This window comes from Paraburkholderia sp. J12 (assembly GCF_905220215.1).
Classification (GTDB): domain Bacteria; phylum Pseudomonadota; class Gammaproteobacteria; order Burkholderiales; family Burkholderiaceae; genus Paraburkholderia.
In genome coordinates this window covers 327,451-340,615 of the sequence record NZ_CAJMZC010000001.1, presented here as the reverse complement: position 1 = coordinate 340,615, position 13,165 = coordinate 327,451, and the positions used below count along the sequence as shown (strand labels likewise).

Below are 13,165 nucleotides of genomic sequence, written 5' to 3'. Positions count from 1 at the left end.
GCTCAGTCCGGGCGCGGGCGCCAGACGCGGCGTTTCACAGGCGGCTGCGGTCGGTCGATGCGCACGTACAGGCGGAAGCGCTCGTCGCGGTCGGCCGCGCGGCGACCTTCCCAGACCAGCTTCCAGACGAAGTTCGACATCGAACTGGGCTCGCCGTAGTCCTGGGTGTCCTGGCGCAGGATCACGTCGCAGTCCTCGTCGAACGAGAAGTGCATCTTGCCGAAGTAGGCGAAGGTGGCGATCTGCGCGTCGCCGAGCCGCACGGGCGAGATGCAGGAGTAGTCGGCGGGCAGGTGCGCGGCGATCTGCTGCGCGACGTCGCGATAGGTCCGGCTATAGTTGACGACGGGCAGCCAGAGCGTCATCAGCAACACCCACATGAGCGTGGTGCCGCCGCTCGAGAGCACGACGCTGCGCCAGAGCACCTTGGGATGGCGCGCAACACGCCATTGCACGAGCACCATCCAGCACGCGGTCACGGCCACGGCGCAGGCAAACGAGAGAATCTTGAACTGCGGCGTGAAGCCCGGAGCGAGGCGCGCAAGATTGCGTGCGAGCGGTGCCGGGAAGCCGGAGACGCCCGCGAGCCACACTAGCCACACGAAGGTGCCGAGAATCGTGAAGCTCAGGACGGCGAACCAGTCGATCGCGTTGATCGCACCGCGCTTGAGCGTGGGCAGCGCGAACGCCGCGAGCACCGAAAGCGCCGGCAGCACGAGCATGAAAAGGCGATTGGTTTCCTGGCTCTGCACGACTACGAGGATCAGGAGCGGCACGATCACCGAAAGCGGAATCGCAATGTGCGGCGCGCGGCGCAGGCCGGCCCAGCTGAACCAGGCCCACAGCGCGAGCGGCCACGCGGGCCACGTGAAGAGCGGCAGGTTGCGCACCGCATAGAGCAGCACCGCCCCCGGCGGCCCGGCGAAGGCGTTCACGCTCGAGTGGGTCCACTGGTTGAGGAACCAGACCGCGTCGTCGGGATAGAGGTGCAGCGCCGCGAGCGGCCAGGAGGCCGAGACGACGAGCGCAACGGGCAGCCCCGCGACGAGGAGCCAGCGCGAGCGCGTTTCGGGGGCGACGGCGAGCATGGCCAGCGTGCCCACGAGCAGTGCGCCCACCAGCACCGGCCCGCTCGAGAGCATCACGATACCGAGCGCGAGGCCCCACCAGAGCGCGCCCTGGATCGGCTTGTCGATGGCGCGCACGACGCCGTAGAGCAATATCGCGATGCCGACGAACTGCATGAGTTGCGGCGTCGTTTCGTGGCCGCGCGCGGCGAGGCCAAAACAGGCGAGCAGAATGAGGAGCGCGCCGTCGGCGAGGGTGCGGCCATAGTCGCGCGGCTCCGGCTCGCCGCCGAATGCGTACTTGAACGGCTGAACCTCGGGGCGCCGCCCGAGCAGATAGGCGCTGTACCAGACAAAGGCGCAGGCAAGGCAGAACAGCACGCCGGTGGCGACGCGCGAGGCGTTGCTGGCGTCCACCCACGGCGTGAGCACGCGGATGCACAGTGCGCCCAGCCAGTAGCCGAGCGGCCCGTTTTCGGTGATGTACTTGCCGACGAGGTTGGGCAGCAGCCAGTCGTGCGAGGTGCCGCCCGCCATGGTCCACATCACGCCGAAGCCGGCTGCGTCCTCGTTCTTCCATGGGTCCCGGCCGAACAGGCCGAACGACGCGAAGACGATACAGATGGTCAGCAGCAGCCAGCGCGGCAGGGCGCTGGTGGCGGAGGCGGTCAGTCGAATGGCTGGCTTCATTCAGTACGAGGTGAGCGGGTAAGCGGAACGGCTCGCAGGCGCTGCGTGGTTGCCCCCGCCGGCCCGAATCCGGCATTCTAGCTGGGCCGGCGTGCACGCGTCACGGCGGGAGCCGCGCCGAAATGCATGGAAACGACTGAAACAGGGTCGTGATCCATCGGCGTTCGCGACGAATCCGGGTGCGGGCCCAGGTCAAACCGCGCAGCAGGCAATAAAAAAGGGCAGCGAACGCTGCCCTTTTTTCGGTCCGGGACCGGCGCCAAGGCCGGTTCAGGCGTCTCGCGAAGCTTACTTCGTTGCCTTGCCGGTGGCGCGTGCGCCGAACTTCTTGTTGAACTTCTCGACACGGCCGGCCGTGTCCATGATCTTTTGCGTGCCCGTGTAGAACGGATGCGATTCCGACGACACTTCGATCTTGGCGAGCGGGTAGGTCTTGCCGTTGAATTCGGCGGTTTCGCGCGTCTGGATGGTCGAGCGGGTCACGAAGCGGAAATCGTTCGAAACGTCGATGAACAGGACTTCGCGGTAATCCGGGTGAATGCCTTCTTTCATGGTTTTTCCTTAAATCTGGCGGTAGCCAACTCGCGTGCCCGGCTGCGGGATTGCAGCACGAAGCGCTTTTGCCTGAAATCAGGCGCGAGCCACTTGCCCAAGGTCGAAAAACGGCGATTATGCCAGAAAATCAGCCGGTTGGCGAATTTCGGCGAGGGAGTTTCACGAATTTACGCGCCGCCCGCTGCGCCGCCAAAACCGGCCAGCGCGCCGGTTTTGGCCGGGTCCTGCCGGTAATAGCGCGCGAGCAGCCGGTAAAGCTCGGGATATTCGGTTTCGAATTCGTGCGGTTTCACGAACAGCGCCTCGCTGCACACGGCGAAGAATTCGGACGGATGATCGGACGCATAGGGATCGATCAGCGATTCGCGCTCGAAGCGCGCCCAGCGCCGCTCCGGCACCGCATCGACCTTCGCGCAGAACTGGTCGTAGGCGTTGTCGAACACGTCGGCCCACGTCTGGCCGTCGAGCGGGGCATGCCAGCGGCGATAGAGGGGCGGATGACCGTCGGTCTCGCCGTTGAGCATGTCGATCTTGTGGGCGAACTCGTGAATCACGACGTTGTAGGCGTCGCTGCCGTCGGTCATCTGCGCGTCCTCCCACGAGAGGATCACGGGGCCGCCGTCCCACGCCTCGCCGCTCGCGTCGTGTTCGACCTCGTGCACCACGCCGTCCTCGTCCTCCACGGTCTTGCGGATCACGAATTCGCCCGGATAGACGATCACGCCCACCCAGCCGCGGTACAGGTCGAGCGAGAGATTGAGCACCGGCAGCGACGCCTGGACGGCGATCGCCACGACCATCGCATCGGTCAGTTCGAGTTCGTGGGCGGTCGAGAACTCTTTTTGTGCGATGAAGAGGCTCGTGAGTTCGCGTAGGCGCGCGAGGTCGGCCGCGTCGAGATGGGTGAGGAAAGGCAGGCCGTCGAGCGTGGCCTGCCAGAGCGCGTCGTCGATGGCGTGGGTGCGCAGGGCCTTGTCGCGGCGGCGCGCGCCGAACCATTGGGAGAGTTTCGATAGCATCGCCGGAGGGCTTCGTGAGGTGAAGTGCGTCGTCAGTCGATCTGCTTTTGCCAGGCCGCAAAGATACCACCGCAGACCGCCACGCCGATGAGGAAATAGAAGCCGTCGAGCGAACTCAGGAAGCTCGCCTGTTGCGCGACCATGCGGCTCATCTGCACGATGGCGAGCCCGTGCGCTTCGCCCCGCGTGCGGCCGAGCGATTCGAAGGCCTGCGTGAGCGTCGCGAGCGTGTTCTGGTAGACCGGGTTGAGCGGATTGACGAATTCGGCGAGGCGCGATTGATGGAGCGCCTGCCGATGCTGCTCGATGATGATGACACTGGAGGTCGCGAACGACAGGGTGATCTGCCGCACGATGTTCTTGAGCCGGTAACCGTGCGTGAACTCCTCGATCGCGAAGATGCTGAACGTCACGTTCGCGACTGGCAGCACGATGAAGAGCAGCAGGAGGCCGCGCAGCAGGAGGGGCGCGATGAGCCACGACTCGCTGATGTCGGGCGGCATCTGCGTCATCCACAGAGGCACGAACGCGGCGAGCACGAAACCCGGCACGATGATCCACTTTTTGCGCGTGACGAACTTCGCGTAGCGGAAATACAGAAAGAGCGCGGAAGCGGAGATCAGCGAGGTGATGCCGGTGAGCCGGCCGGCGTTCTCGACCGGATAGTTGAGCCCGCCTTCAAGGAAGCGCGCGACGAGATAGCTGAGCGCGGTGCTCTGATAGTAATAGACGACGTAGAGCAGGATGCCGGCCCGGAAGGTCTTTTCGCGTAGCGCGTGCAGGCGCATGAGCGGCCGCGGATGATGCCACTGCTGCCAGCCGAACCAGGCCAGCGCGACGATGCCGCCCAGGGTGAGCAGGATCAGGCCGGGCGACGTGCTGAACAGCTCGAAGCGCACCTGCTGCATGGCGATCTGCAGCGCGCCCTGAGCGAGCGCGAAGATGATGTAGGGCCAGAAATGCGTGCCGCCGCGTTCTTCGGGCAGCACGTGGCCCGAGTCGGGCAGGGCGAGCAGCGCCAGCACGGCGAACAGTACGCCGGCGGGCGCCGTGCAAAGGAAGAGGGCGCGCCAGTCGAACTCTGCGACCAGCACACCGCCCGCGAGCGGCGCGAGCGCGCTGGAAAGCACGATCAGGATCAGGAACGCGCGCGTCGCCACGGGGCGTTGCCCGGGCGTGAAACAGCTCTGGATGAGGATGCGGCAGGTGCCCATCATCGGGCCGATGAAATAGCCCTGGAAACCGCGTGCGAAAGCCAGTTCGATCGACGATTCGCACAGTGCGGCCGCCACCGACCCCGCGGCGTAAAGCAGCAGGCAACCGCCCACGTAGCGCCGGTAGCCGAGCCGCTCGACCCACCATTGCTGCTGCAGGATGCCGAGCACGGCGGCTACTGCATAGGCGCTCGAGGACCAGACCAGTTCGTCCGGCGAAGCGTTGATGCCGCCCGCGATATAGCTCGTGAAGAACGAGAAGATCGCATTGTCGAAGTAGTCGAGGCCCGTGGCGACCGCGAGCACCCAGGGGAAAAAGTCGCCGCGCAGGCGCTCGGCGCTGAAGAGCGGCTGGGGACTCGACGGGGGCGGCGAGGCCGGCGCGGTGCTCATGCCTGGCCGTCTCCGTCGCTGTCCTCGGGGGCGGGTGTCGCCGGTGTCTTGTAGTGCTTTTTCCTTGCAGCCAGCCGTTCGTCGATCAGTGTTTCGGAGGGCACGCCGGCGAGACGCTGTCTCAGGTAGTCCAGATCGTCGGCGAGTTCGGCGCGCACCGTCTGCGCTTCCTTCAGCTCGCGCCGCACGGCGGCGATGCGCGCGTCGAGCGTTTCGATCTGCTGGGTCAGCGCGTCGGCAATCTGCTGCAGCGAGTCCTGCGAATAGCGCCTGCGTCCGTCGTCCGCGGATTCGAGCGGGCGCTTGAGCATTTCGGCGATGCCGTGCAGCGAAAAACCCAGCGAGCGCAGCCGCAGGATGCGCGAGAACTGTTCAAGATCGTCTTCGTTGTAGAGGCGGTAGCGGCCCTCGCTGCGCGTGGGCGTGACGAGGCCGCGCTCCTCGTAGTACTTGAGCGTGCGCGGCGTGACGTTCAGGCGCAGTGCGGCGTCGCGCACCGTGAGCAATGCGGGGGCGTCCCTGGACATGGGCGGCGGGGAGGCGGCAGTGGAACCAGGTCGCCATTATAACCAAACGTGAACGTTCACGTACAGGTTGTGGAGTCATCCGGCAATGAACGGAAAAGGCCGGCCGGAATGACAAACGCCCGCTTGCGCGGGCGTTCAGGGCGATGCAGGAGGGGCGCTTAGCCGCCGCGACGCATCATCTCGAAGAACTCGGAATTGCTCTTCGTCTGGCGGATCTTGTCGAGCAGGAATTCCATCGCCTCGACTTCGTCCATGTCGTGGATGAACTTGCGCAGCACCCAGATCTTCTGGAGGATGTCCGGCTTGATCAGCAGCTCTTCGCGGCGCGTGCCCGACTTGTTCAGGTTGATCGACGGATAGACGCGCTTTTCCGCAAGACGGCGCTCGAGGTGCACTTCCATGTTGCCGGTGCCCTTGAACTCTTCGTAGATCACGTCGTCCATGCGGCTGCCGGTTTCGATCAGCGCCGTGCCGATGATGGTGAGCGAGCCACCTTCCTCGATGTTGCGCGCCGCGCCGAAGAAGCGCTTCGGGCGTTGCAGCGCGTTGGCGTCCACGCCGCCTGTCAGCACCTTGCCCGATGCGGGCACCACGGTGTTGTACGCACGTGCGAGACGCGTGATCGAGTCGAGCAGGATCACCACGTCGTGCTTCATTTCGACGAGGCGCTTGGCCTTCTCGATCACCATTTCGGCCACTTGCACGTGGCGGGCAGCCGGTTCGTCGAAGGTCGAGGCGATCACTTCGCCTGCCACCGAGCGCTGCATTTCGGTCACTTCTTCCGGACGCTCGTCGATCAGCAGCACGAACAGGATCACGTCGGGGTGATTCTGCTTGATGGCGTGCGCGATGTGCTGGAGCATCACGGTCTTGCCGGACTTGGGCGAGGCAACCAGCAGGCCGCGCTGGCCCTTGCCGATGGGCGCGATCATGTCGATGATGCGGCCCGTCACGTTCTCCTCGCCGCGCATTTCGCGCTCGAGCAGCAGCACCTTGTTCGGGTGCAGCGGCGTGAGGTTCTCGAACATGATCTTGTGCTTCGAGGCCTCGGGCGGCTGGCCGTTGACCTTGTCCACCTTCACCAGCGCGAAATAGCGTTCGCCGTCCTTCGGCGTGCGCACTTCGCCTTCGATCGTGTCGCCGGTGTGCAGGTTGAAGCGGCGGATCTGCGACGGGCTGATATAGATATCGTCCGTGCTCGCGAGATACGAGGTTTCGGGCGAGCGCAGGAAACCGAAGCCGTCCGGGAGCACTTCGAGCGTGCCGTCACCGAAGATCGTTTCGCCCGTCTTGGCGCGCTTTTTAAGAATGGCGAACATCAGTTCCTGCTTGCGCAGGCGGTTCGCACTTTCGATCTCGAGGCCATTGGCCATCTCGATCAATTCGGAGACATGCAGAGACTTAAGCTCGGAAAGATGCATACGGAGAACCCGTCGGGGAGGAGTGCGACGAAAGGAGTCTGGGGGAAAGAAGCGAGCGGAATCGCTCTAGGACTTGCCTGGAACTTTATGCTTGAAACTTGCTTGAAACTTTTATAGGGCGCTGGACAAACGCTTTATGAATTCTAGCATAGCACACGCCAGAAACCGCCAGTGCGGGAGATCGGCATGTTTTTACGGTGCATGTTGTCGGTGGACAACATGCACCGCTGCGGGCCGGGTCGCCCGGACACGCGTTAGCGTGACGAGGCGCCGGCCGGACAGGGCGGCCGCGCCCGGGTATTACAGGTGGCTATCCAGGAACGCGGTGAGCTGCGACTTGGAGAGTGCGCCGACCTTCTGCGCAGCGACGGCGCCGTTCTTGAAGAGGATCAGCGTGGGGATGCCGCGCACGCCGAACTTCACCGGCGTGGACTGATGCTCGTCCACATTGATCTTCGCGATCTGCAGACGGTCGCCGTAGTCCTTCGCGACTTCATCGAGAATCGGCGCGATCATCTTGCACGGGCCGCACCATTCGGCCCAGAAGTCCAGCAGGACCGGCTTGTCGGATTTCACGACGTCCTGTTCGAACGATGCGTCGCTGATATGCTTGATTTGTTCGCTCATTTTATGAATACCTCTTTCGAATCGAGGCTGACTGAATAGTTGCTCGCCACGATACACCAAAACTGAAAACCTGGTCGGGCCCGCCAGGGCGCCTCGCTGACAAGCGCCAGGCCGCGTACCGGATCGCCCGCGCGGGCCTGTGCCCAATGCCGACGCCAGTGTAGCCTAAATCCCTATGCGTTGCCGACGGTGATAGTACTCATGCCGCCATCAGGGTTTCAGTCGGTTGGCCGACATTCGGAGTGTGTTTTGCCCGCTCCCCGGCGTCATGCTCTCCATGTTGAGGCGCTGCGCGCCATTGCAAGACCGGGGGCGCTGGACAGGCGCCGTGCGACCGCTGCGCGACTTTTCGTGTGACGGGTTCGCATTGCAGCGCAACCAATGTTAGAATGCAACGTGACGGGCCTCCTCGCATGGAGGGGCGGTCAACCTGGTCAGGTCGGGAACGAAGCAGCCACAGCCGTTTTCCGCCAGTGCCGAGGGTCAGGCTCGTCACCTCAACTTTCTTCCTGTTTTTCTCCACGATTTCCTCGCAGTCACTCCCCCTGGTTTTGTTCGCCAGGCCGAGCCGGATCGTCTCGTTCGCGATCAGCCGGACCGTATCTGCCGCGCGCCATCCGGGCATCGCGAAACCCTTGCGGCACGCCTCGCCAGAGCGCTGCGGATCGCGCATTTCGCGCCTCTGCGATTCATCGGTACCGCCGGGCGATGCTGATACAATTTCCAGATGACCTATCAAGTTCTCGCACGCAAGTGGCGACCGAAGGACTTTGCTTCGCTCGTCGGACAGGAGCACGTGGTGCGCGCGCTCACGCATGCACTCGACGGCGGCCGCCTGCACCACGCTTATCTCTTCACGGGAACGCGCGGCGTGGGCAAGACGACGCTGTCGCGCATCTTCGCCAAGGCACTGAACTGCGAGACCGGCGTGACGTCGAAGCCGTGCGGTGTCTGCCGCGCGTGCCGCGAGATCGATGAAGGTCGGTTCGTCGATTACGTCGAAATGGACGCGGCGAGCAACCGCGGCGTCGATGAAATGGCGGCGCTGCTCGAGCGCGCCGTGTATGCGCCGGTGGATGCGCGCTTCAAGGTCTATATGATCGACGAAGTGCACATGCTCACGAACCACGCCTTCAACGCGATGCTGAAGACGCTGGAAGAACCGCCGCCGCACGTCAAGTTCATCCTCGCGACCACCGATCCGCAAAAAATTCCGGTGACGGTGCTCTCGCGCTGCCTGCAGTTCAACCTCAAGCAGATGCCGGCCGCGAACATCGTCGAGCATCTCACGCACATTCTCGGCGAGGAGAAGGTCGAGTTCGAGTCGCAGGCGCTGCGTCTGCTCGCGCGTGCCGCCGATGGCTCGATGCGCGACGCGCTCTCGCTCACCGACCAGGCTATCGCCTATTCGGCCAACCAGGTGACCGAGGAGGCCGTGCGCGGCATGCTCGGCGCGCTGGACCAGAGTTATCTGATCCGCCTGATCGACGCGCTCGTCGCTGCCGACGGCGCCGGTGTGCTGGCCATCGCCGATGAAATGGCGCTGCGGAGCCTTTCTTTCTCGACGGCGCTGCAGGATCTGGCTGGTCTCTTCCACCGCATCGCCTGGGCGCAGTTCGCGCCGGGCTCGGTGCTGGAAGAGTGGCCCGAAGCGGCCGACCTGCGCCGCTTTGCCGCCGAACTCACGCCGGAACAGGTTCAACTGTTCTATCAGATTGCCACGCTCGGACGCAGCGAACTAGGCCTCGCGCCGGACGAATACGCGGGCTTCACGATGACGCTGCTGCGCATGCTCGCATTCGAGCCGGCGACGTCGGGCGCGGGCAACGTGGGCAGCGCGCCGGCTTCGAAGCCGGCAGCGGGTGCCGGCGCGCGCGCCGGGGCACCGGCGATGGCGTCGGCCGCTGTGAGCAGCAAGAGCGGCAGCAGCGAGGCACTGCCGCCCGTCGCCGTACCGAAACCGGCTGCGGTTGCAGTGCCCGACGCAGCGAAGAAGGTCGCGAAATCCGACGACACGGCGAATGCCGTAGCCGAAAGCCGCGTCGAAGCATCGGCCGTTGTACCGGCGCCTACGCGCGTCGTGCCGCCGTGGGAGTCGGACGACGAGGCTCCGGTTGCACCTTCCGAAGCCGCACCGGCCGCAGAAGCCGAACCCCGTCCGCAGGCCGCGCCTGCCGAGCCCGAACCGCAAGCGCCGCGCGACACCGCTGCGGCAGAGTCTGCCGATCCGTTCGCGATAGCCGCCTCCGGTGCGCGTGGTGGCGCGAGTGCGGCACTCGACGTGCTCCGCAGCAAGGGCATGCGTGTCTCGGGCGAGCGTGGCGCACGTGCCGGTGGCGGTGCGGCGACGGCAGCGCCTGCTGTCGCGCCGAAGGCCGCCGCGCCGCGCGCTGAAGTGAAAGTGCCGACGCCCGATCCCGCCCGCCGCGCCGCTGCGGCACAGGAGGCCGAAACGCGCCGGCCGTCGCGCAGCCAGCCGGCGCAGGATGCCTCGGGCGCGCCGCCGTGGGACGACATTCCGCCTGACGACTACGTGCCGCTCGGCGCCGACGACGCGTATTTCGCACCGCCCGACGACGGCTTCGTGCCGGCCTTCGACAGCGAGTCCGCCGCACCGCGCAGCGCCGCGCCTGCCGCCGTGCCCGCCGCGGCCATCGTCGATGTGAGCAAGCTGCCGCCCGGTATCGCACTCGACGCGATCGGCTTTGTCGGCGACTGGCCCGCGCTCGCGGCCACGCTGCCGCTCAAGGGCATTTCGTACCAACTGGCCTTCAACAGCGAACTGACGGCACTCGAAGGCACGCTGCTCAAGCTGAGCGTGCCGGTGCCGCAATACGCGGAAGCGTCGCAGGTCGCGAAGCTGAAGGCGGCGCTGGCCGAGACGCTTGGCAAGACGGTGGATCTCGCGGTGGAAGTCGGACCGGCGCGCCGCACGGCGGCTGCGCTCGACGCCGCCGCCCGCGCGCAGCGTCAGCGCGACGCCGAGCGCGAGATCGGCGCCGATCCGTTCGTGCAGCAACTGATTCGCGACTTCGGCGCGAGCATCGTGCCGGGCTCGATCCGGCCGATCGCACCGGAAGCCGCGCAGGGCGGCAGCCAGGCCGCCCATTGATTGCGGTGCGCGGTGCCGCGCAGTCAAACGGCGCCGCGCGCTTTTTCGAATACAGACGATCCTGAAGGAGTCACGATCATGATGAAGGGCCAACTCGCCGGGCTGATGAAGCAAGCCCAGCAGATGCAGGAAAACATGAAGAAGATGCAGGAGCAGCTTGCCCAGATCGAGGTCGAGGGTCAGGCGGGCGCCGGTCTCGTGAAGGTGACGATGACCTGCCGCAACGACGTGCGCCGCGTCTCGATCGATCCGAGCCTGCTTGCCGACGACAAGGACATGCTGGAAGACCTCGTCGCCGCAGCGTTCAACGACGCGGTGCGCAAGGCCGAGGCGACGTCGCAGGAAAAGATGGGCGGCATGACCGCCGGCCTGCCGCTGCCGCCGGGCTTCAAGCTGCCGTTCTGAGGCTGCGCCTTTGACGTTGCACCTGCGGGCCGCGATGCCGCGGCCCGCGTTGCGCGGAACATGCGGCACTATCGCAAGCCGCGCAAAACACCTCGATCTGCCACGCTGAACCCGCATGAAACAACCTTCCGCCCTGGCCGCGCTCGTCGAGGCGCTGCGCACGTTGCCCGGCGTCGGGCCGAAGTCGGCGCAGCGCATGGCCTATCACCTGATGCAGCACGATCGCGACGGCGCAGAAAAGCTCGGCAACGCGCTGCTTTTCGCCACCGAGAATCTGAAGCATTGCGAGAAGTGCAATACCTTCACGGAAGCTCAGGTCTGCGAAACGTGTCTCGACGAGGAGCGCGATCCCACGCTGCTCTGTGTCGTCGAAACTCCCGCCGACCAGATCATGCTCGAACAGACCATGACCTGGCGCGGCCTGTATTTCGTGCTGATGGGGCATCTGAGTCCGCTCGACGGCATCGGCCCCAAGGAAATCCATTTCGACCGGCTCGTGAAGCGCGCCTCGGACGGCGTCGTGAAGGAAGTTGTACTCGCGACCAACTTCACGAACGAAGGCGAGGCCACCGCGCATTACCTCGGCCAGGCGCTGAAGGCGCGCGGCCTCGCGGTCACGCGTCTTGCCCGCGGCGTGCCGGTGGGCGGCGAACTCGAATACGTCGACGCCGGCACGATCGCCCGCGCGATGATCGACCGCCGTTCGATGTAGCGCGCTGAGCGCTTGCTGAGCGCCTATTGAGCGCCCACTCGGGCGCGCGCCGGCTGCGCTTGTCGTCAACGGGTGTAATCGAGTCCGGCGGCGCGGCCGGATGCCCATCGAAGAACCCAAGGAGACTCATGAGCGCAGCCACTTCCCCCGAATCCGCGTCCGGCGAAGGTCCGCGCGGGCCGCTCGCCGGCGTGAAGGTGCTCGAACTCGGCACCCTGATCGCCGGCCCGTTCGCGGCCCGCTTTCTCGGCGAATTCGGCGCCGAAGTCATCAAGATCGAAGACCCGAAAGGCGGCGATCCGCTGCGCAAATGGCGCAAGCTCTATCCGGAGGCCGGCGGCACGTCGCTCTGGTGGGCCGTTCAGGCACGCAACAAGAAGTCGGTGACGATCAACCTGAAGGCCGAGGAGGGCAAGGAAATCGTCCGGCGCCTCGCGAAGGAGGCCGATATCGTCGTCGAGAACTTCCGGCCGGGTCTGCTCGAAAAGCTCGGACTCGGCTACGACGTGCTCTCGAAGGAGAATCCCGGCCTCGTCATGGTGCGGCTTTCGGGCTACGGACAGACCGGACCGTATCGCGACCGTCCCGGCTTCGGCGCGATCGCCGAATCGATGGGCGGCTTGCGCCACATCACCGGCTATCCCGATCTGCCGCCGCCGCGCATCGGCATTTCGATCGGCGACTCGATTGCGGCGCTCCACGGCGTGATCGGCGCCCTGATGGCGCTCCATCATCGCAACGTGAATGGCGGCAGCGGCCAGATCGTCGACGTGGCGCTCTACGAGGCCGTCTTCAACATGATGGAGAGCGTGGTGCCCGAGTACGGCGTGTATGGCATGGTGCGCGAGCGTACCGGCGCCTCGCTGCCGGGCATCGTGCCGTCCAACACGTATCCGTGCCGTGACGGCAGCATCGTGATCGGCGGCAACAGCGATCCCATTTTCAGGCGCCTCATGACCGCCATCGATCGCGAGGATCTCGCCAACGATCCCGGCCTCGCGCACAACGACGGCCGGGTGCCGCGCACGGCCGAGATCGACGGCGCGATTGCCGCATGGCTTTCGACGCGCACCATCGACGAAGCCCTCGAAGTGCTCAACGCAGCCGACGTGCCGGTCGGGCGCATCTACAGCGTCGCCGACATGTTCACCGATCCGCAGTTCATGGCGCGCCAGATGATCCAGCAGTTCCGCTGGCAGGGGAAGGTGGACGTGGCGCTGCCCGCGGTCACGCCCAAGCTTTCGGCCACGCCTGGCGACACCCGCTGGCTCGGCCCGGAACTGGGTGAACATACCGATGAAGTCCTCAGGACGCTGGGTTATGATGCAGAACACATAGCGCGGTTGCACGCGCAACAGGTTGTCTGAGCCGGAAAAGACGGCTGCAAGCGATTCACATAAGTACAACAAGCCCTGGAGACTCG

General features: G+C 65.4%; 11 protein-coding genes and 1 other RNA gene. 5 read left to right on the top strand and 7 right to left on the bottom strand.

The genetic code is table 11. The annotated features are described in order from the left end of the window. Nucleotides 1–2 precede the first annotated feature (2 nt). The 7 genes from U5760_RS01555 to trxA all read right to left on the bottom strand — a co-directional run bounded on the left by U5760_RS01555 (nt 3) and on the right by trxA (nt 7,513). On the bottom strand, nt 3–1,757 hold the full coding sequence (locus tag U5760_RS01555) for a glycosyltransferase family 39 protein (RefSeq protein ID WP_322009122.1): 1,755 nt from the start codon (nt 1,755–1,757) through the stop codon (nt 3–5). Between the two features lie 288 nt (nt 1,758–2,045). Then, complete coding sequence (locus tag U5760_RS01550; protein ID WP_028224764.1) at nt 2,046–2,309, bottom strand: type B 50S ribosomal protein L31; 264 nt, start codon at nt 2,307–2,309, stop codon at nt 2,046–2,048. A gap of 170 nt (nt 2,310–2,479) precedes the next feature. Next, nucleotides 2,480–3,331 carry a M90 family metallopeptidase gene (locus U5760_RS01545; protein WP_322009120.1) on the bottom strand — a complete coding sequence of 284 codons (852 nt, stop codon included), beginning with the start codon at nt 3,329–3,331 and terminating at the stop codon, nt 2,480–2,482. Between the two features lie 32 nt (nt 3,332–3,363). Beyond that, nucleotides 3,364–4,938 (bottom strand): MFS transporter, encoded by a 1,575-nt coding sequence (locus tag U5760_RS01540; protein WP_322009117.1) that lies wholly within the window; start codon nt 4,936–4,938, stop codon nt 3,364–3,366. Further along, nucleotides 4,935–5,465, bottom strand: coding sequence for a MerR family transcriptional regulator (locus U5760_RS01535; RefSeq protein WP_322009115.1), 531 nt, complete (start codon nt 5,463–5,465; stop codon nt 4,935–4,937). Before U5760_RS01535 ends, U5760_RS01540 begins: the two co-directional genes overlap by 4 nt. A 158-nt stretch (nt 5,466–5,623) precedes the next feature. Beyond that, entirely contained in the window at nt 5,624–6,886 is a 1,263-nt protein-coding gene (gene rho / locus U5760_RS01530; RefSeq protein WP_233863391.1) for a transcription termination factor Rho, read from the bottom strand. A gap of 300 nt (nt 6,887–7,186) precedes the next feature. Beyond that, nucleotides 7,187–7,513, bottom strand: a complete 327-nt coding sequence (gene trxA, locus U5760_RS01525) for a thioredoxin TrxA (RefSeq protein WP_027797264.1) — start codon at nt 7,511–7,513, stop codon at nt 7,187–7,189. A gap of 398 nt (nt 7,514–7,911) precedes the next feature. Between trxA and ffs the strand changes: the two genes are divergently transcribed. The 5 genes from ffs to U5760_RS01500 all read left to right on the top strand — a co-directional run bounded on the left by ffs (nt 7,912) and on the right by U5760_RS01500 (nt 13,109). Then, nucleotides 7,912–8,010, top strand: an RNA gene (gene ffs / locus U5760_RS01520) — signal recognition particle sRNA small type. Nucleotides 8,011–8,240: 230 nt separating this feature from the next. Further along, nucleotides 8,241–10,625, top strand: coding sequence for a DNA polymerase III subunit gamma/tau (gene dnaX, locus U5760_RS01515; protein WP_322009111.1), 2,385 nt, complete (start codon nt 8,241–8,243; stop codon nt 10,623–10,625). A gap of 78 nt (nt 10,626–10,703) precedes the next feature. After that, nucleotides 10,704–11,030 (top strand): YbaB/EbfC family nucleoid-associated protein, encoded by a 327-nt coding sequence (locus tag U5760_RS01510; RefSeq protein ID WP_028224769.1) that lies wholly within the window; start codon nt 10,704–10,706, stop codon nt 11,028–11,030. 115 nt (nt 11,031–11,145) lie between these two features. Then, nucleotides 11,146–11,742, top strand: coding sequence for a recombination mediator RecR (recR, locus tag U5760_RS01505; protein ID WP_322009109.1), 597 nt, complete (start codon nt 11,146–11,148; stop codon nt 11,740–11,742). Nucleotides 11,743–11,870: 128 nt separating this feature from the next. Then, complete coding sequence (locus U5760_RS01500; RefSeq protein ID WP_322009108.1) at nt 11,871–13,109, top strand: CaiB/BaiF CoA-transferase family protein; 1,239 nt, start codon at nt 11,871–11,873, stop codon at nt 13,107–13,109. The last annotated feature ends 56 nt before the right edge of the window (nt 13,110–13,165 follow it).

Excerpts from the sequence above, each read along its gene's own strand:
- U5760_RS01555 (WP_322009122.1), bottom strand. The coding sequence starts at position 1,757 with ATGAAGCCAGCCATTCGACTGACCGCCTCCGCCACCAGCGCCCTGCCG.
- U5760_RS01550 (WP_028224764.1), bottom strand. The coding sequence starts at position 2,309 with ATGAAAGAAGGCATTCACCCGGATTACCGCGAAGTCCTGTTCATCGAC.
- U5760_RS01545 (WP_322009120.1), bottom strand. The coding sequence starts at position 3,331 with ATGCTATCGAAACTCTCCCAATGGTTCGGCGCGCGCCGCCGCGACAAG.
- U5760_RS01540 (WP_322009117.1), bottom strand. The coding sequence starts at position 4,938 with ATGAGCACCGCGCCGGCCTCGCCGCCCCCGTCGAGTCCCCAGCCGCTC.
- U5760_RS01535 (WP_322009115.1), bottom strand. The coding sequence starts at position 5,465 with ATGTCCAGGGACGCCCCCGCATTGCTCACGGTGCGCGACGCCGCACTG.
- rho (WP_233863391.1), bottom strand. The coding sequence starts at position 6,886 with ATGCATCTTTCCGAGCTTAAGTCTCTGCATGTCTCCGAATTGATCGAG.
- trxA (WP_027797264.1), bottom strand. The coding sequence starts at position 7,513 with ATGAGCGAACAAATCAAGCATATCAGCGACGCATCGTTCGAACAGGAC.
- dnaX (WP_322009111.1), top strand. The coding sequence starts at position 8,241 with ATGACCTATCAAGTTCTCGCACGCAAGTGGCGACCGAAGGACTTTGCT.
- U5760_RS01510 (WP_028224769.1), top strand. The coding sequence starts at position 10,704 with ATGATGAAGGGCCAACTCGCCGGGCTGATGAAGCAAGCCCAGCAGATG.
- recR (WP_322009109.1), top strand. The coding sequence starts at position 11,146 with ATGAAACAACCTTCCGCCCTGGCCGCGCTCGTCGAGGCGCTGCGCACG.
- U5760_RS01500 (WP_322009108.1), top strand. The coding sequence starts at position 11,871 with ATGAGCGCAGCCACTTCCCCCGAATCCGCGTCCGGCGAAGGTCCGCGC.